The organism is Actinoplanes sp. NPDC051470, assembly GCF_040682035.1.
Classification (GTDB): domain Bacteria; phylum Actinomycetota; class Actinomycetes; order Mycobacteriales; family Micromonosporaceae; genus Actinoplanes.
Window position 1 is genome coordinate 36111 of sequence record NZ_JBFBAA010000028.1, and the last position, 18033, is coordinate 54143.

Consider the following 18033-nt stretch of genomic DNA (forward strand, 5'->3'; position numbering starts at 1 on the left):
CGTCAGGCGGTCAGCGCGGCCAGCAGGCGGGCAACCTCGTCCTCGTCGGTGGTCTCTCGGGTGGCCACACCGGACGCCGCGCTGCCCAGCGACAGGCCGGTGGCGTCGGCGACCGCGCGCTTGGCCGAGGCGTGGATGGCGTCGACGCCGGTGGCCACGAGCGCCTCGACCAGGGCCGGCCGCACCCCGCCGCCGGCCATGATCTCGATGCGGCCGGCCGCCGCCTCGACCAGCTTGGCCAGGCCGGGTAGCCCGTCGGCCACGGCACCCGGCCCGCCCGAGGTCAGGATCCGCGCGACGCCCAGCGCGGCCAGCGTGTCGAGGGCCGTCAGCGGGTCGGCCAGCGCGTCGAACGCCCGGTGGAAGGTCACCGCCGCCCCGCCGGCCGCGTCCACCACCCGCGCCACGAGGTCGCGGTCGACGACCCCCGAGCGCAGGCCGCCGACCACGACCCCGGCCGCGCCGGCGGCGACCGCGTGGCGCACGTCCGAGACCGTCAGCGCGACCTCGTCGGGGGAGTAGGTGAAACCGCCGGCCCGGGGCCGGACCAGCACGTGCGCCGGTGGGCCGGGCGCGGCCGCCTCGATCAGCGCGAGGGACGGCGTGACGCCGCCGAGGGGGAGTGCCGAGCACAGCTCGACCCGGTCGACGCCGAGGCGCGCGGCCACCGCCAGCCCGTGCGCGTCCTGCACGGCCAGCTCGAAGCCGACCATCACAACGCCGCGATCACGTGGTTGCGGGCGTGCTGGTAGATCACCGAGCTGCGGAAACTGACGATCTCGCGGCGCTTGCTGAACTTGTCCATCAGGAACCCGTGCAGGGCGTCGACGCTGGGCACGGCCACGTGGACGAGGAAGTCGTCGCCGCCGGCCACCACGAAGACCTCGAGGACCTCGGGCAGGGCGGTCGCGTACGCCTTGAAGCCCTCGATCACGTCCCGGCTCAGCGGCCTGATCTGCACGTTCAGCAGCGCCTGGACATGCCGGTTGAGGGCGGCCAGGTCGATGTCGGCGTGGAAGCCGCCGATCACGCCGTGCTGGCGGAGCAGGCGTACCCGCTCGAGGCAGGTCGACGGCGCGAGGCCGACCCGGCCGGCCAGTTCGCGGTTGGTCAACCGTGCATCCGACTGCAACTCGCGCACGATCGCCGCATCAAGTTCGTCCACGGCCAAGATCATGCCACGAAAACCGAATTTCGTTCGGTACGGCCGCCAAGAAGGTGAACGGACGCTGGACTGAGGGCATGAATCACGAACGCATCGTCATCGAACGCGGCCGGCGCACCGGCCTGACCATCATCGTCGCCGTGCACTCGACCGAACGGGGCCAGGCCATCGGCGGCTGCCGCCTCAAGCACTACCCGGACTGGCGGGACGGGCTGACCGACGCGCTGCGGCTGTCCGAGGCCATGACCACCAAGGCCGCCACGGCCGGCCTCCGCAACGGCGGCGGGAAGACCGTGATCGTCGCACCGGACGGGCCGTTCGACCGGGACGACGCGCTGAGGGACGCCGGCGACGTCATCGCGAGCCTGAACGGCGCCTACGCCACCGGCCCGGACGTCGGCACCGGCCCGGCCGACATGGACGTGATCGCCGAGCGCACCGAGCACGTCTTCTGCCGGCCGTCGAGGTCGGGCGACCCGTCGGAGGGCACCGCGGCCGGCACCGTCGCCGCCCTGCGCGCGGTCTGCGCCCACCTCTTCGGGTCGCCGGAGCTGGCCGGCCGCAGCTTCGCCGTGCTCGGCCTCGGCCACGTCGGCAGCCATCTCGTCCGGATGCTGGCCGAACGCCACGCCAAGCTGATCGTCAGCGACATCGACCCGGCCCGCCGCGCGGTCGCCGAGGAGTACGGCGCCACCTGGACGACGCCGGCCGAGTGCTTCGCGGCCGAGGTCGACGTGCTCGTGCCGGCCGCGCTCGGCGGCCTGCTCACCCCGGCGACCGTGCCCGTCCTGCGCTGCGCGGCGGTCGCCGGCCCGGCCAACAACCAGCTCGACGCCCCGGGCACCGCCGACCTGCTGCGTGAGCGGGGCATCCTCTTCGCGCCGGACCCGATCGTCAGCGCCGGCGGCATCATCCACGCCGTCGAGATCGAGCTGCACGGCGCCACCGCGGCCGAGGCGGCGGAACGCGTCGACCAGGTGGAACGCACCCTGGCCAACGCGTTGCAGGGGTGACCCGGGTTTCCGGGTATGTGCACGAACTCCCAGCCGTGATCGTCAACGCCGTGTCAACAAAGCGGACATGACCAGCAGGGACGAGATGTGATCCGGTCTACAGGGGATGGTTGCGCTGTTGTGGGAGAGTTACCGGCATCGATGCGCCGGGCAAAAGGGGGCTCGGCCGACGGGGAGGCTGGGTATGCGCCTGAGAAGACTTTCCGCCGCTCTGGTAGCCGTGGGGACGGCCGCCGCGCTCAGCGCGGTCGCCCCGGCGGCCGCGCAGGCGGCGCAGGCACCGAAGCACACCACCGACGACAAGACCACCAGCGTCACGCTCATCACCGGCGACCGGGTCACGTTCACCGACAAGGGCGTCAGCGTGCGGCGCGGGCCCGGCCGGGACAAGATCCGGTTCCTGGGCCGGAACACCGACGGTCACCGGTACGTGATCCCCACCGACGCCCTGCCCCTGATCCGGGCCGGGAAGGTCGACCAGCGGCTGTTCGACCTGACCGCGCTCAAGGACTTCGGCTACACCGGCAACGCCGCGCTCCCGGTGCTGCTCGCGTACCCGAAGAACAGCAAGAGCAGGCCGGCGACCGCGACCGCCCGCGTCACCCGCGATCTCACCGGGATCGGCGCGCTGGCCGTGGATGTCCCGCAGGCCGACCGCGGCGACTCGTGGGTCTCGATGCGCAAGGACAAGAACGTCGAGCGGATCTACCTGGACGGTAAGCGCAAGGTCAACCTCGACGTCAGCGTGCCGCAGATCGGCGCGCCGACCGCGTGGGCCGAGGGCCTGGACGGCGCCGGCGTGACGGTGGCGGTCCTGGACACCGGCATCGACGCCACCCACCCCGACTTCGCCGGCAAGATCGTGGCGACGGAGAACTTCACCAACCTGCCGACCGCGGACGACAACGTCGGCCACGGCACCCACGTCGCCTCGATCATCGCCGGCAGCGGGGCCAAGTCCGGCGGCAAGTACAAGGGCGTGGCGCCCGGCGCCAAGCTGGCCATCGGCAAGGTGTGCGAGCAGGACTGGTGCGAGGAGTCGGCGATCCTGGCCGGCATGCAGTGGGGCGCCCAGGTGGCGCCGGTGGTCAACCTGAGCCTCGGCGGCGGTGACGCCCCGAGCATCGACCCGATGGAGCAGGCGGTCGAAGACCTGACCGCGGCGTATGGCGCGCTGTTCGTGATCGCGGCCGGCAACTCGGGCTTCTTCGGCGACCACACGGTCGGCTCGCCCGGCAGCGCCGACTCGGCCCTGACCGTCGGCGCGGTCGACGACCAGGACCAGATCGCCGACTTCTCCAGCCGCGGCCCGCGGGTCGGCGACGACGCCATCAAGCCGGACATCACCGCGCCCGGCGTGGACATCGTCGCGGCCGGCGCGGCCAACGGCGTGATCGGCGAGCCGGCCGGCGACGGGTACGTCAGCCTCTCCGGCACCTCGATGGCCACCCCGCACGTGGCCGGCGCGGCCGCGATCGTGACCCAGCAGCACCCCGGCTGGTCCCCCAAGCAGCGCAAGACGCTGCTGATGGGCGCGGCCAAGCCGACCGCCGGCGCGAGCGTCTTCGAGCAGGGGGCCGGCCGGGTGGACGTGGCCCGGGTCGTGCACCAGGCGGTCTCGGTGGACGAGGGCAGCGTCAGCTTCGGCCGCCAGGAGTGGCCGCACGGCGACGACACCCCGGTCAGCAAGACCATCACGTACCGCAACGGCGGCGCCGCAGCCGTCACGCTGAACCTGGCGCTCGAGTCGGAGTCGGACGCGTTCGCGCTCGGCACGACCACGGTCACCGTGCCGGCCGGCGGCACCGCCCAGGCCACCGTCACCGCGGACACCAGCGGCGACGGCCCGGACGGCTTCCTCACCGGACGCGTGGTCGCCACCGGCGACGGCATCCAGGTGGAGACCCCGGTCGCGGTGAATCGTGAGGTGGAGAGCTACGACGTCACCTTCGAGCACATCGGCCGGGACGGCACGCCCAACGAGGGCTACCTGACCGTGCTGGTCTCGCTGACCGACGGCACCTCGTACGACGTCTTCGGCGAGCCGACCACCACGGTCCGCGTGCCCAAGGGCGAGTACGGCCTGTTCAGCTGGATCAGCCCCGAGGACTTCTCGACGACCACCATGCTGGTCGCCCCGAAGCTCGTGGTGGACGGCCCGGACTCGATCAAGCTGGACGCCCGCCGTGGCAAGCCGGTCGCGATCACCCCGCCCAAGAAGGACGCCGGCCAGGCGCTGGTCGCCCTGAACGCCGACTGGAGCGGGGAGGAGTTCGGCGCCGGTGCGTCGGCCCTGTCGTTCAGCAAGGACGACACGTTCGCCGCGCAGGTTCCGGGGGCCGAGCGGACGGACGCCTTCACCGCCTCGATCAACTCGGCGTTCGCCAAGCTGGACGCCGACGGCAGCGCGCTGGACAGCCCGTACACCTACGAGGCCTCGTACCTGCGCAAGGGTTCGTTCTACAACGGGTTCGTCAAGGAGATCGACCCGGCCACGCTGGCCCAGGTCAAGGCCAACTACAACCTGGAGGCGGCCGGCGAGGGCGTGATCGGCGTCAAGATTAACTGGCCGAACCTGGGCGAGATCGGCGGCTGGGCCGCGGGCCTCCCGTTCCACCTGCCGTTCCAGCGCAACGAATACCTGAACACGGACGGCCCGAAGTCCTGGTCGGCCGACTTCGAGCAGGACTACCAGCCCGACCCGAACGAGTTCGCGGACTTCCTCAGCGGTTCGTCGGTCGGCGACACCAGGTATCAGGCCGGCAAGGTCTACAAGCAGGACTGGAACCGGGCGCCGTTCGCCCCGTTCACCGGCGGCGACATCACCGTCGCCGAACGGTTCGGCGACGAGATCTACGCCGGCGTGCCGCTGTTCTCCGAGGCCGACGGCAAGCTCGGCTGGTCGGTGGTGGACAAGGCGCGGACCGCGCTCTACTCCGGCAACGAGCTGATCGGCGAGAGCGACACCGACTACGGGATCTTCGAGGTTCCGGCCGAGGCGAAGCCGTACCGCCTGGAGATGTCGGCTTCGCGCGGCGCTCCGCACCGCCTGACCACCTCGGTCAGCGGGTCGTGGACGTTCACCTCGGGCACCGGCGAATACCGGCTCCCGCTGTCCACGGCACGGTTCAGCCCGAAGCTGGACCAGACCAACGCGGCCCCGGCCGGCGCGTTCAACGTGCCGGTGACGGTGGAGCGGCCCAAGGGTTCGGCGGCCAAGCCGAACCGGCAGTTCACGGCCGAGTTCTCCACCGACGACGGGAACAGCTGGCAGCCCGCCCGGGTCACCGGCGCCGGTGACAGCCGGATCATCAAGGTCACCAACCCGGGGTCGGGCGCGGTCTCGCTGCGCGTCCACCTGATCGACGGCGCCGGCAACACCGCGGCGATCACGGTCATCCGGGCGTACGCGATCGGCTAGGCCAGATCGGATAGGACAGGTCGAGCCGGTGTGCGGGTCCGCCCGCACGCCGGCTCGAGTCTTTCAGTCGACCCAGAACATCAGGTGCGGCGGGAGGCTGCCGACCCGCGGCGCGAGCGGGTCGTACACCAGCGGGTTGATCAGCACGTAGCAGTTGTCCGGGGTGCGTGTGCTGGTGGGGAGCGTCACGCGGGCCTGGCCGGTGGCATCGACCGCGGCGGTCAGCGTGGTGCGGTACCGGAGCTGCCGGCCGCAGACGTAGAGGTGCAGGCTGACCGGGCCGGCCGCCGGGAAGCCGCCCAGCAGGACGTCGACGCCCTCGCCCTTGGCCACATGCTCGGGGGTGATCCACAGCGTCGGCGTGGTCGCCCGCTCCACCTTGAACTCGGTGGCCGCGGTCTCCTTGTTCTGGTCGACGCGCACCAGGTACTTGCCGGTCTCGCTGCCGGGCCCGAGCGGGTAGGGGATCGAGTCGCCACCCTCGGCCGTGCCCGCGCGGGTGATGACCTTGCGGCGGCCGGAAGGCGTGGTGACGGTCACGGTCAGGTCGGCGTCGCCGAAACCATTGACACAGATGACGGGTACGCCGGGCACGGTACGGACGTCGGTCACGCCCACGCTCAGCGGCTCGGGCAGGATCCCCTGGCAGTCCGTGCCGCCGCCGGAGAAGATGCTGATCTGCTCGGCGACGCCCGGCGGGACCGGATCGTGGCGTTCCAGCAGGTCGTCCAGCGACGGCGTGCCCCCGGCGGACGGCGAAGGCCCGGGCGCGGGCGCCGTTGACGACGAGGGGGTGGGCGAGCCCGGCCGCACCCCGGGCTGTGGCCCGGCCCGCCGATCGATCGGACGTCGCGGCGGCGGCGAGGTCGTGGCCGGTGACACCGAGGGCGACGCCACGGGCGACAGTGACGCGTCCGGCCCGGCCGAGGTCGCGGCCGGTGGCGGCACCGGCGCGGCGGCCGTCCCGGCGCCACCGGCCCGGACGACGAAGCCGGCCACCAGGGCAACCACCGGCGCCGCCCACAGGAACCGCCGCCGGATCACGGCTCACCCCCGGCGCGCCGGATCCGGGCGTCGATCTCCTCGGCCCGGCCGGTCGCCCGCATGGCCCGGTAGACGTCACCCAGATTCCGCAGGAACAGCAGCTCACGCTCCCGGATCGTGGGCCGGTCGACCCCGATCCGGCTCAGCAGGCCGAGCGCCTCCTCGTACCCGATCGCCGCCTCCGCGTTCCGCCCGGCCATCCACGCCGACAGCGCCTGGCCGGCCCGTGCCTCCGCCGCCAGCCGCATCGACTGCCGCCCGGCCTCCGGCGACAGCCCGGCCGATGCGCGGTACGCCCGCAGCACCGCCCCGAACTCGGCGTCCGCCTCGGCCCAGCGTGGCGGCCCGGCGATGCTGAGGCGCTGGTAGGTCAGCCCGAGCCCGAGCCGCGCCTTCATCTCCAGCAGCGCGTTCCCCGGGTGGCCGAGCGCCGCCCGGTACAGGTCCATCGCCTGCCGGAGGTCGGCCGGGTCGGAGTGGAAGCCCGCCCGCAACGCCTCGGCCAGCCCGACCGTGGCCCGCGCGTACCCGGGCTGCTCGGCCAGTGCCCGCCGGAAGATCGTCGCCGCCTCGCCGTAGCGCCCGGCCCGGCCCACCGCGTTGCCGAGCATCAGCAGCACGACCTCGGCCCGGACGGTGTCGGTGATCCCGGACCGGATCCGGTCGGCCGTCCGGAAGTCACGCTCGGCCCCGGGATAGTCGTCGAGCGCGTACCGGCCCAGCCCCCGCACGAACGCCACCACCGACTGCACGTAGCGCACCGCGTCGCCGGCCAGCTGCCGGTTGACCTCGACGTTGCCGCCGATCACGTCGGCCGGCTCGGTCAGGCTGATCTCGTGGCGGCCGACGAACTCGGGCGTCTCGCTGAACACCCGCTCGGTCAGCACCACGTCGATCGTCATCGTCCACAGGTCGCCCGCCTCGGTCAGCCGTCCGCTGAGGACCACGTCGGCGCCATGCTTCCGGCCCACGTCCACCAGCGCCGCGGACGGGGCCGGATCAACCCCGTCGGGCCCGCGTACGGCGACGATCGGCTCGTCGCGCGCCCACTGCTCCAACTCCCGGGAGAGCGTGTTCTCCAGCGCCGGCAGCGACGCCGACGGCATCACCAGGATGTTGAACAGCCCGGCCATCGGGGCCGGCGCGGGCGGCCGGGCGCTCGCCCCGGCCATGGTCACCAGCAGGGCCACCACGACCAGCACGGCGGCCGGCCACCAGGCCCGGTGCCGGCGCTGGACCGGCGGCGGGGGAGCGGCCGCCGGGGCCGGGACGCGCAGCGCCTTCTCCCGCAGCGAGGCGTCCTCCCACAGGCGGCGCCACTGCGGAAGGACGGCGTCGACATCGTCCGGCCGTCCGGCGTGGCGGAGGCACGCGATCACGTACCCCCCGCGTGGTCTCCCAGGTCGGCAGACGACGGCCCGCGGCCGCCCCCGAGAGCGAGGCCAGACTGCAGTGCGCGAGCTCGCTCATCGTGCGGTAGGTCGGTTGCCCGCAGTCCCGCCGCAGATCACGCAACCGCGACGCGAAGGCGACCCGATGTTCGGGCAGCGCGGCGTCCATCGTGGCCTCCCGGCGCCCCCGCCGCGCGGCATCTCCCGTCCCAGCCATCGACCGCCCCCCAACGTCGAGGCGGCAGCTTACCGGGGAACGTCCATCCGTTGAGTCCCGATGACCGACAGCAGACGCAGCGTCGCCTCGGCCGGCGAACCCGGCTCGGCCGTGTAGATCACCACGTTCTGGTCGCGGTCGGTGATGTCGAGCTGGTCGCAGTTGACCGTGACCGGCCCGACCTGCGGATGGTCGAACGTCTTGACCATCGCCGGCCCGGCCGTGACGTCGTGGGCGTTCCAGAGGGCCGCGAACTCCGGGCTGCCCGCGAGCAGGCCGGCGACCAGGTCGGCGACCTCGGGATCGCCCGGGTAGCGGGCGGCCGCGGCCCGGAGCTTGAGCGCGGCGTGCCCCCGGAACGCGTCGAGGTCGGACACCCCGAACAGGTGCGGTCCCAGGAAGGCACGCCACACCAGGTTGCGCTCGCGCCGCGGCACCGCCGAGAAGTCGATCATCAGCGCGGCGGCCAGGTCGTTCCAGGCGATCACCTCGAGGGTGGCCGAGGTGACGATGGCGGCCGCCTGCGGGAGGCGGCGCAGCAGGTCGAGCAGGCTCCGGCGGACCTCGCGGGGCGGACCGGGCGGCGGCGCGGCCGGCATTCCGGCCAGCGTGTGCAGGTGGTCGCGTTCGGCGTCGTCCAGGCGCAGCGCCCGGGTCAGCCCGGCCAGCACCTCCCGCGACGGATGGGGCCCGCGGGCCTGCTCCAGCCGGGTGTAGTACTCGGTCGAGATGTACGCGAGCTGCGCCACCTCCTCGCGGCGCAGCCCCGGGGTCCGGCGGCGCGGTCCCGCGGGCAGCCCGACGTCGGCCGGGGCGATCCGCTCACGCCGGCTGCGCAGGAACTGGGCCAGCTCACGCCTGTCCACGCCCCGAGTGTGCCCCCGTGATGGTCGCCCAGCCAGGTATCTCCGGTACCTGGCTCCGGCACCCGGGCCGGACGCAGGCTCGGGTCATGGAACCTCTGCTGGCAGGAAAAGTCGCTTTCATCTCCGGCGCGGGCCGGGGGATCGGCGCCGCCGCCGCCCGGCTGTTCGCCCGCGAGGGCGCCACGGTGGTGCTGGCCGCCCGGAGCGCGGACGAGCTGGAGGCGGTCGCGAAGGAGATCCGGGACTCGGGCGGGACGGCGGGCCACGTGGTGTGCGATCTGGGCGACGCGGCGAGCGTACGAGCGGCCGTGGATCTCGCCGTTGATCGGCATGGCCGGCTGGACGTGGCCTTCAACAACGGCGCCACCAACCAGAGCCCCGGCCCGCTGGACGACATGACCGAGGACGAGTTCGACCGCCTCTACCGCATCAACCTGCGCGGCGTCTGGCTGTCGATGGTCGCCGAGGTGGCCGCCATCCGGGCCACCGCCGGCGCCGGCGCGATCGTGAACAACTCCAGCGTCGGCAGCCTGATGGGCAACCCCGCCCTCCCGGTGTACGGGGCGATGAAGCGCGCCGTGAACAGCCTGACCGAATCGGCGGCGGTCACCTACGGCCCGGAGAACATCCGGGTGAACGCCATCGCCCCCGGCAACACCCGGACCGAGATGATGCGCGCCTGGGAGCAGCAGTCGCCCGGCCTCCAGGAACGCATCGTCGCGGCCACACCGATGGGCCGGGGCGCCGACCCGTCCGAGATCGCCGAGGCGGCGGCGTGGCTGCTCAGCGACCGCGCCTCCTTCGTCACCGGCACGGTCCTGCGCGTCGACGGAGGTGCTAGAGCCTGAGGGCGGCGGCGAGAGCTTCGTCGGCCGGGCAGGAGACGTCGGGCACGACGCCGCGGCCTTCCCAGTTGGTCCCGGTGTGCGAGTCGACCACGTACGCCTCCGGCAGCAGCCCGAGCACGCTCGGCCCCAGCCGAATCGGGGTGATGTGGTCGGCCGCCCCCGGCGTCCGCGTTCCCACCACGGTGACCCGCCCGCGCGCCTGAAGGTGATAGGCGAGCGCTTCCCCCGACGAGAACGTCCCCTCACCCACCAGCACGGCGACCGGCTGGGTGAGGGCGGTCCCCGGCGCCAGATCCGGCGTCCACCACTGCCGCCGCCGATCCCGGTAGACCACCTCGGACAGCTTCGTGGCCTCGTCGCCCAGCAGCCGCCCCGCGATCAGCGCCAGCGTCGCCGGATCACCGCCACCGTTCCCGCGCAGATCAAGAACGATCCGCTCGGCGCCACCGGCCAACGTGACGGCCGCCTCCACGAACGGCCGCGCCGGTCCCACCGCGTCGAGCGCGTCGACCCGGATCAGCGCGGTCCCGCCAGCCAGCCGCCGCACCTCGCCGACCCCACCGGCGCGCCGCTTGATGTCCTCGCCGTCCGGCGGCGGCCACCCCTTACTCACCTCGTCCGCGGGATCCGTCCCGTCGGGTTCGAAGACCAGGAGCAGATGCCGGCTGTACGCCCAGGCGACACGCTCCACCTCGCGGCAGGCGGCCGCCGTCACCTCGGTCGGATCGGCCCCGAACCGCTGCTGCAGCTCCAGAACGAGCTGATCCCGCCGATCGTCGGCCGGCATCAGCCGTTCCAGCCACCCGGCCACCCGCTCGACGAGCTCTCCCAACGTCACCGCTCAACGGTAGTGGTTCACCGCGCCTGGTTCTGTCCGGCCAGGCGCTCGGCCTGCCCGTCGTGCACGTCGCTGACCCACTCCCAGCCGGGCTTGGCCGACGGGCCGATCCGCGGGTCGTCGGGAACCCGGCCGTCGCGCAGGGCGAGCACGTAGGCCCGGTCCCGCTCGATCCGCGCGTGCAGCTCATCGGCTCCGCCGACCGAGCCGTGACCCGGCACGACGATCTCGACGTCACCCGCCACGCCCTCCAGCAGGCGCAGCGCGACGAGGTAGTCGTCGACCGGGTCGGCGGTCCCGTTCAGGTCGAGCATCGGGATCAACACGTCGGAGAGCATGTCGCCGGCGATGAGCACCCCTTCGACGAGCACCGCCGCATGGCCCGGTGAATGCGCCTGGTGCTCGATGATCCGTGCCCGGGGCCCGTCCCACGGGATCCGCTCCGTGCCGGCGGGCAGGCCGGTGATCAGCCCGTACAGGTCCAGCGAGACCTGCTCGGCGATGCCGGTCGGTTCCAGGTGGGCGGTGATGTCGGCCTTCGCGTCCGGGTGGGACAGCTCCTCGCGGACGGTCGCCGCGCAACGCTCGGTGCCGTAACGAGGGGCCGTCCCGAGCCGGACGTGCCAGAGCAGGTGGTCCCAGTGCGGATGCGTGGAGAACCCGGCCACCACGGTCTGGCCGGCCCGGGACAGGTCGTCCGCGAGGCAGGCCATCTCGTGGTCCTGCAGCCCGGGGTCGATGAGCAACACGCCGTCGAGGCCCCGCACGACAATGGTGTTGCTCTGGAGAAACTCGCTCTGGTGGACGAGCACACCCTCCGCGACCTGCCTCAGCATCGGCCCATCCCTCATCCCCCATAGCGGTTGCGTTCTGCAACCACTTTAGGGAGCGCGAGGTCTCTGTCAAGAACGACGCGGTCGGATGCTGCTCACCTTCTCGGCCGTCCGCGACGCGTCAGGATGATTCATCTCGTCGAAGAGAGCCGGCGCTGACCGCAGACTGTCGCTTGCGTCGGCGGGACGGCCCAGCATCAGCTGCACGTCGCCCAAAGCGGCCAAGACTTCGGCTTTGAAGTGCCGCTACCAGGTCCGCGCCGATCAGTCGTGGCCGGACGAACCTGTGGAAGGGTCAGGTCCCATGAGTGAGCTGAACGTGGAACTGGCCCGGCAGGCGATCGTGAAACACACCCGGCGGCTGGCGGAATCGGCCGCCGCGGCCGGCCCCGGCGCCGCCGTGCCGACGACTCCGGAATGGACCGTCGCCGATCTGGTCGCGCATGTGGGGCAGACCGAGAACTGGGTCGCGGAGATCGTCGAGCGGCGCATCGTCGACCCCAGCCGGTTGCCCACCGAGATGGCCGTGCTCCCCGAGGACCCCGATGCGTGGCCGGCCTGGCTGGCGGAGTCGGCACAGCGGGTGGTGAGCGCCTTCTCCGATGACGCCCTGGAAGCGCCGGTGTTCAACGCCGCGGCCGACGGGCGGACGGGAGGGCGGTTCTGGCTGTCCAGCGTTCTCAACGAGACGGTCATCCACGGCTTCGACGCGGACGCGGCGGCGGGCCGGCCGGTCGAGGTCGACGCCGGCGTCGCCGCCGCGCTGATCAGCAACCATCTCGCGATGCTCACCTCCCCGACCTGGGAGATGGCGCGGCCCGCGTCGGCCCATGCCATCCGGGGCACCGGGCAGACCTTGCGGTTGCTGGCCACCGACACCGCGGATGCCTGGTTCGTCGAACGGCAGCCGGAGGGAGCGGTGTTGCAGTCCGGAAGCCGGCCGGCCGATGTGACGGTGACCGGCCCGGCCCGATCGCTGCTGCTGACCTTGACCCGGCGGGTCCCGCTGAGCGGAGGCGAAGGCATCAGCGTCAGCGGCGACGCCGGCCTGGCCCAGCACTGGGTCGACAACACCGCCCACGTCGCCGGCTGAACGGCCGGGCGCCCCGGCGATCAAGGGTGCCCGGCCGTTCGATCCGGAGGTCCCCCTACCGCCTCCGGTGGAGGGTGCCGGTCAGGAAGGCGCCGGCCTTCGCCGCGGTGACGGCGGGGTCGGCGGCCAGGGCGAGGTCGACGGTGGTCGTCTCGCCCTTCCGGACCTGGGCGACACGGGTCGCCGGGGTGTATCCGTCCTTCGCGGCGATCACCTGCACCGGGTTGGACGTGCTGTCCAGCCACAGGTGCCAGGCGCCGGCCGTGTCGGTCTTCAGGGTGTACGACGTCGGACCGCACTCGCCGGTCGTCGTGTCGTACCCGGGGCACAGCGCGACCGTCGCGCCCCCGATGGCCGCACCGTCGCGGGAACGCACCACGCCGGACAGCTCTCCCCACGAGGCCGGCGGTGTTGTGGTCAGGGCGACCGCCACGGGGGCGAGGTCCCGGTACGGCGTGTCCGTCGAGACGGTCAGCCGCGCCCGGTAGGTGCCCAGCTGGGGCAGCACCGACGAGTCGGCGGTGACCCGGACCGTCACGCTGCGCCCGGGGGCGACGGTGAAGTCCGACGTCGAGAGCGAGAGCCACGACACGTCCTGGCCGCAGTCGCCGTACCCGCTCAGGTTCTGCACCCACCAGGTGGAGAAGAACCCGCCGGCCGAGCCGCCGACCGTGTAGAGGCCGCAGGCCGCGGCGCCCCGGTAGGTGGCGTTGTTGGCGTTGGGCAGGCGGGTCCAGGCGTCGACGGCCGCGTCGTACTCGACGGCCTGGTTGCTGAGCGCGGTGCCGTTGGCCACCACGCCGCCGACAATCTGCAGGTGACCGTTGGCCGTGGTGGCCGCCCCGCCCCAGAGGTCGCCGGGCAGCGCCGCCCGCTTGGTCCAGCCGGTCGCGCCGAGGGCGTAGGTGTCCTTGAGCGCCCGGCCCGGACCCGCCGTGCCTCCGGCGCAGACCAGCTCGCCCTGGGGTCCGCCGCAGGCCAGGAACGAGGCCACCGACGGGTACGCCGGGGCGGTGCGCCAGGTGTCGGCGGCCGGGTCGTACACGTACACCTTGTCGGTCTGGTTGCAGGGGTTGCTGGTCGTGCAGCCGCCGACCAGGTAGAGCTTGCCGTCCACGACCGCGCCGCCGGCGGCCGCGGCCCCGCTGGGCAGGGGGGCCTTCTCACCCCATTTGTTGGAAACCGGGTCGTAGACGTAGGTGTGCCGGCTGGCCCCGCCGCCGGACCAGCCGCCGGCCAGGTAGAGCTTGGTCCCGATGAAGCCGCCGACCGGAGCGGTGACCGCGGCCGGCAGGTCGGCGATCGGGGACCAGGTCGCGGCGGCCGGGTCATAGACGTACCCGGCCTGGTAGGGCGTGTTTCCGCTGGTCCCGCCGACCGAGTAGACCTTGCCGCCGTGGGTGGCGGCCAGGTTGTCCATCACCGGCACGGGGTAGTCGGCGAGGTCGGCCCAGGGCACGGTCGACGGGGTGGCCTGGCGTGGCGGGGTCGACGTGGGACCGGCCGCCTCGGCCATGCTCACCCAGGTCGCCGTCACCTGGTCGGGCGCGCCGGCGGTCGAGCGGACGCCGGCCAGCGGCGTGAAGCCGCCGGTGTCCTCGCCGAGGTGCACCTTGACCGGGTCGGCGCCGTTGTTGGTGAAGGTGAGCGGTTCGCTGCCGGCTTGACCCAGCTTCTTCTCGTACGCCAGGGCGCCGCGATCGATCGTCAGCCGCCCGGCGGTCAGCCGCACGTCGGCCCGCTTGACCGCTCCCTGGCGTACCTGAGCCTTGGTTTTGGCGGTGGTGTAGAAACCGCCAGTCACGGTCAGTGGCGTCGACCCGACGGACGGGCTGTGCAGCCAGTAGTAGCCGTCGCCGTCGGTGACACCGAAGGCGGTCGCGTCGGCGTCGCTGGTGACCACCGCGCCGGCCAGCGGCTTGCCCGTGTTGTCGTCGGTGACGTGCCCGGCCACGATGCCGCCGGTGGCCGGCGCGCAGGCCCGGCTGCCGATCAGCACGTTGTCCAGCTGCCAGCGCCGGCTCCAGCCGCCGGTGAAGTGGAACCGCGCCCGCACCCGCGGCTGGCCGGCGGCCGCGGCGATCGGGAACTCGAAGTGCCGCAGCCCGCCCGGCATCGGGTAGGAGGCCGGCCAGGTCGCGCCGCCGTCGAGGCTCAGGTCGACCGACCCGGCCTGGTCGGGGAACGGGATGTAGCTGCCGTCGAAGCTGATCTGCGGCGACGTGTGGCCGGTCAGGTCGACGACCGGGCTGACCAGCGTGGTGTCCTGCACGCCGCCCTCGCCGTAGCCGTCCGAGTCGACCATCGCCAGCTGGCCGTCGGCGCCGGGGGTGTCGGCGTAGCGCGGCGCGCCGAAGGACCAGGTCTGCCCGTTACCGATCTGGTCGGTAACAGTCCAGCCGGCCTGCGGCGTCTTCTCCGTCCAGCCGGTGAAGTTCTGGGTCAGACCCGTGTTCTGGTACGCGTAGCCGGGCGCGTCGCACGCGTCCGTGTCGACCGGGATGGCCAGGTTCTGCTTGACGTTCGCCGTCCCGACGGTGAGCTTGGCCGTCGCCACGCGATAGCCGGGCAGGTCGGCGGCTTCGACGTGGAAGGTGTAGTCGGCGCCGACCGGCAGGTCGACCGAGTACTGGCCGGTGAACGGGTCGGAGTGGACCGCGCCGCCGGGGTAGCCGTCGATGGTGATCTTGGCGCGCATCGGCCAGCCCTGGCCCGAGCCGTCGACGACCTTGCCACTGACCGTGCGGGAGTCGGTCGTGCTGAGCGTGATGTCCTGGGTGACCCGGCCACCGGCGGTGACCACAACACCGTCCACAGTGCGCGACTGGTAGCCGAACTTGGTCACCGCCACGGTGTAGGTGCCGACCGTCGCGTACAAGTCGTACCTGCCGTCCGTACCCGTGGTCGCGGTGAATTTCCTGCCGTTCGTGTCGCTCGCCGTGACCGTGGCGCCGGCCAGCGGAGCCCCGCCCGCGGTGACCGTGCCGAGGATCTCGCCGTTCTCGCCCAGCGTCAGCGCCGACACGCCCTGCGGCGTGCCCAGCCCGGTCGGCCCGTCCCAGCCGGGGCCGGCCTCGCACAGCACGTCGCCGCACGAGCCGTTGACGCCCTGGGTGATGTCGAACAGGCCCCGGCGGGTCGCGTACGGGTAGGCGTTGGGGTAGGTGCCCGGCGTCGGCTTGCCGGCCAGCGCGTACATGGCGGCGACCAGCGGCGCGGACAACGACGTGCCGCCCACCTGGGCCCAGCCGTCCAGGCCGAACGTGCCGTAGACCGAGAGACCGGACGCGGGGTCGGCCACCGCCGAGATGTCGGCCGACGCGCGGTTGCCGCAGGCGGTCGCGACGCCGTTCTGGAAGGCCGGCTTCGGCTCGTAGTACGAGCAGCCCGACCCGGCGTCGTCCCAGGCGACCTCGGACCAGCCGCGGGCCGAGCCGTCCCGGGCCAGGTGGGTGCCGCCGATGCCGGTCACGTGCGGGCTGGTCGCCGGGTAGCTGTGCACGTTGCCGTCGTCACCGCTGGACACCGTGACCGCGATCCCCGGGTGGTCGTAGTACTGGTCGAACTGCTGCGCGAGCGGGTGCTCCCCGTTGATCCCGTACGAGTTGGAGATCGCCGTGACACCGAGCCCGGCCGCGGTCGTCACCGCCTCGCCCAGGTCGGCCATGCTCGCCGTGTCGCCCTGCACCAGCAGGATGTCGCACCGGGGGCAGGCGGCCGAGACCGCGTCCAGGTCGAGCGCGGTCTCCATCGCCCAGCCCTCGTCCTGCTCCGGGTAGTCGGCGCCGCCACGCTGGTCGATCTTGCGGAAGCAGCCGTTGCCGGTGGTGCAGGGCGGCAGGCCGTAGTGCGCGCGCCAGACGGCCAGGTCGGCCTCGGCGTTGTCATAGCCGTACGCGTCGACGATCGCGACCGTCTGCCCCTCGCCGGCGTCGGGCAACTGGTAGGCCGACCGGATCTCGGCCGGGCCCAGCGCGGTCGGCAGCGGACCGGCGGCGGCCTTGCGTTGCGGGCTCCGGAGGGCGACCGAGAAGCATCGGGCGACCGGGATGCCGTCCGTGCCGATGGCCTGGTCCCGGTTGCAGCCGGTCGGCACCTCGGCCGCCGTGGCCGGGCCGGGAAGCGAGAGCGGGACCGCCACCAGGGCGGCGGCGAGCAGGACGCGTAGCCACGACTTCATCGATCTCTCCCCATCCGACTCTCCCCATCCGACCAGGCGATGTGGAGTGACGCTGACATAGTTGTGCCACGATGAACAAGACGGTGGTCGATGCGTCTTTGTGACAGGTGGCATGAATACGACAGGCGGAGCCATGTGGGAGACGGTCGGGATTCCCGAGGTCGAGGCCCGGGTGTACGAGGCGCTGATCCCGCCCGGGCAGGCTACGGTGGCGGCGCTCGCGGCGCGAACCCAGCTGGGTCCGGGCCGGGTGACCAGCGCGCTCGCCGGTCTGGTCGGCCGCGGCCTGGTCACCCGCACACCCGGCCGGCCGGTCCGGTACGTCGCCGTGGCGCCGTCGCTGGCCGGCTCGGTGCTGATCGCCAAGCGGGAACATGAGCTCGGCCGGCTCCAGCAACACCTGCACCGGCTCGATGAGGCGTTCCAGGCCGGCCAGGCGGCGCGGCAGCGGGTCCGCAACGTCGAGGTGATCGAGGGCGCGTCGAAGATCTACCGGGCGTTCGTGCGGATCCAGCGGGCGGCCCGGCTCGAGGTGCGGTCGTTCGACAAGCCGCCCTACTTCGTCCCGCCCGGCGAACACGGCGACGAGGGCCCCAACCTGGAGGAGCGGCAACACCTGGCGGCCGGCCAGGTCGGCTACCGGGTGGTCTACGACGCCGAGTCGGTGGCCCTGCCCGGCCGGATGGACAACATCCTCGAGGGCATCCGCAAGGGCGAGCGCGCCCGCACCGCCGCCGGGTTACCGGTCAAGCTGGTCATCGCTGACGCCACCTCGGCCATCATCAGCTCGGCCGGCGACCACCAGAAGGAGATCTCGTACGTCCTGCACGAGTCCTCCCTGCTCGACCTGACCATCGGCCTGTTCGAGGCCACGTGGGAGCGGGCCACCCCGATCACCCGGGCCGAGCCCCGTCCGCACGCCTCGTCCGGCCCGCTCGAACACCGGCTGATGTCCCTGCTGGCCAGCGGGGCGACCGACGCGGTCATCGCCCGCACCCTGGGCTGGAGCGTCCGTACGGTCCAGCGGCACGCCCACGAGCTGATGGAACAGCTCGGCGCCCGCACCCGCTTCCAGATGGGCATGGAGGCCGTCCGCCGGGGCTGGCTCTGAAACACCCCGGCAA

Annotated in this window: 13 protein-coding genes; 5 read left to right on the top strand and 8 right to left on the bottom strand. The window is 72.8% G+C overall.

What is annotated here, in order from left to right; all coding sequences use genetic code 11:
- Nucleotides 1-2 precede the first annotated feature (2 nt).
- Complete coding sequence (locus AB0M54_RS36170) at nt 3-713, bottom strand: copper homeostasis protein CutC (protein ID WP_364476326.1); 711 nt, start codon at nt 711-713, stop codon at nt 3-5.
- Complete coding sequence (locus AB0M54_RS36175; protein WP_364321487.1) at nt 713-1165, bottom strand: Lrp/AsnC family transcriptional regulator; 453 nt, start codon at nt 1163-1165, stop codon at nt 713-715. Before AB0M54_RS36175 ends, AB0M54_RS36170 begins: the two co-directional genes overlap by 1 nt.
- 77 nt (nt 1166-1242) lie before the next feature.
- On the opposite strand from AB0M54_RS36175, the gene AB0M54_RS36180 reads away from it, so the two are divergent.
- Both AB0M54_RS36180 and AB0M54_RS36185 read left to right on the top strand, forming a co-directional pair.
- Complete coding sequence (locus tag AB0M54_RS36180; RefSeq protein WP_364321484.1) at nt 1243-2178, top strand: Glu/Leu/Phe/Val dehydrogenase dimerization domain-containing protein; 936 nt, start codon at nt 1243-1245, stop codon at nt 2176-2178.
- Nucleotides 2179-2362: 184 nt separating this feature from the next.
- Nucleotides 2363-5599 carry a S8 family peptidase gene (locus tag AB0M54_RS36185; RefSeq protein ID WP_364476328.1) on the top strand — a complete coding sequence of 1079 codons (3237 nt, stop codon included), beginning with the start codon at nt 2363-2365 and terminating at the stop codon, nt 5597-5599.
- 63 nt (nt 5600-5662) lie between these two features.
- Here AB0M54_RS36185 and AB0M54_RS36190 read toward each other — a convergent pair whose 3' ends face one another.
- The 3 genes from AB0M54_RS36190 to AB0M54_RS36200 all read right to left on the bottom strand — a co-directional run bounded on the left by AB0M54_RS36190 (nt 5663) and on the right by AB0M54_RS36200 (nt 9117).
- Nucleotides 5663-6643: a hypothetical protein gene (locus AB0M54_RS36190; protein ID WP_364321478.1), complete on the bottom strand. Its 981-nt coding sequence runs from the start codon at nt 6641-6643 to the stop codon at nt 5663-5665.
- Complete coding sequence (locus tag AB0M54_RS36195; RefSeq protein WP_364476330.1) at nt 6640-8022, bottom strand: hypothetical protein; 1383 nt, start codon at nt 8020-8022, stop codon at nt 6640-6642. The genes AB0M54_RS36190 and AB0M54_RS36195 overlap by 4 nt, the downstream gene beginning before the upstream one ends.
- A 258-nt stretch (nt 8023-8280) precedes the next feature.
- On the bottom strand, nt 8281-9117 hold the full coding sequence (locus AB0M54_RS36200; protein WP_364476332.1) for a helix-turn-helix transcriptional regulator: 837 nt from the start codon (nt 9115-9117) through the stop codon (nt 8281-8283).
- An 86-nt stretch (nt 9118-9203) separates the two neighbouring features.
- On the opposite strand from AB0M54_RS36200, the gene AB0M54_RS36205 reads away from it, so the two are divergent.
- On the top strand, nt 9204-9965 hold the full coding sequence (locus AB0M54_RS36205) for a glucose 1-dehydrogenase (protein ID WP_364476334.1): 762 nt from the start codon (nt 9204-9206) through the stop codon (nt 9963-9965).
- On the opposite strand, the gene AB0M54_RS36210 is transcribed toward AB0M54_RS36205, so the two are convergent.
- Both AB0M54_RS36210 and AB0M54_RS36215 read right to left on the bottom strand, forming a co-directional pair.
- A complete protein-coding gene (locus AB0M54_RS36210; protein WP_364321470.1) occupies nt 9955-10803 on the bottom strand; it encodes a S41 family peptidase in 849 nt (282 codons plus the stop codon). The genes AB0M54_RS36205 and AB0M54_RS36210 overlap by 11 nt on opposite strands.
- Nucleotides 10804-10820: 17 nt before the next feature.
- Entirely contained in the window at nt 10821-11639 is an 819-nt protein-coding gene (locus AB0M54_RS36215) for an MBL fold metallo-hydrolase (RefSeq protein ID WP_364476336.1), read from the bottom strand.
- 301 nt (nt 11640-11940) lie between these two features.
- On the opposite strand from AB0M54_RS36215, the gene AB0M54_RS36220 reads away from it, so the two are divergent.
- Complete coding sequence (locus tag AB0M54_RS36220; RefSeq protein WP_364476338.1) at nt 11941-12729, top strand: maleylpyruvate isomerase family mycothiol-dependent enzyme; 789 nt, start codon at nt 11941-11943, stop codon at nt 12727-12729.
- A gap of 55 nt (nt 12730-12784) precedes the next feature.
- Here the strand turns inward: AB0M54_RS36220 and AB0M54_RS36225 are convergent, their stop codons facing one another.
- On the bottom strand, nt 12785-16909 hold the full coding sequence (locus AB0M54_RS36225; RefSeq protein ID WP_364476340.1) for a carboxypeptidase regulatory-like domain-containing protein: 4125 nt from the start codon (nt 16907-16909) through the stop codon (nt 12785-12787).
- A 133-nt stretch (nt 16910-17042) separates the two neighbouring features.
- Between AB0M54_RS36225 and AB0M54_RS36230 the strand changes: the two genes are divergently transcribed.
- On the top strand, nt 17043-18020 hold the full coding sequence (locus AB0M54_RS36230; protein ID WP_364476342.1) for a helix-turn-helix domain-containing protein: 978 nt from the start codon (nt 17043-17045) through the stop codon (nt 18018-18020).
- The last annotated feature ends 13 nt before the right edge of the window (nt 18021-18033 follow it).

Bases quoted from the DNA above. Each gene is read 5' to 3' on its own strand.
- AB0M54_RS36170 (WP_364476326.1), bottom strand. From the start codon at position 713: ATGGTCGGCTTCGAGCTGGCCGTGCAGGACGCGCACGGGCTGGCGGTG.
- AB0M54_RS36180 (WP_364321484.1), top strand. From the start codon at position 1,243: ATGAATCACGAACGCATCGTCATCGAACGCGGCCGGCGCACCGGCCTG.
- AB0M54_RS36185 (WP_364476328.1), top strand. From the start codon at position 2,363: ATGCGCCTGAGAAGACTTTCCGCCGCTCTGGTAGCCGTGGGGACGGCC.
- AB0M54_RS36205 (WP_364476334.1), top strand. From the start codon at position 9,204: ATGGAACCTCTGCTGGCAGGAAAAGTCGCTTTCATCTCCGGCGCGGGC.
- AB0M54_RS36215 (WP_364476336.1), bottom strand. From the start codon at position 11,639: ATGCTGAGGCAGGTCGCGGAGGGTGTGCTCGTCCACCAGAGCGAGTTT.
- AB0M54_RS36220 (WP_364476338.1), top strand. From the start codon at position 11,941: ATGAGTGAGCTGAACGTGGAACTGGCCCGGCAGGCGATCGTGAAACAC.
- AB0M54_RS36225 (WP_364476340.1), bottom strand. From the start codon at position 16,909: ATGAAGTCGTGGCTACGCGTCCTGCTCGCCGCCGCCCTGGTGGCGGTC.
- AB0M54_RS36230 (WP_364476342.1), top strand. From the start codon at position 17,043: ATGTGGGAGACGGTCGGGATTCCCGAGGTCGAGGCCCGGGTGTACGAG.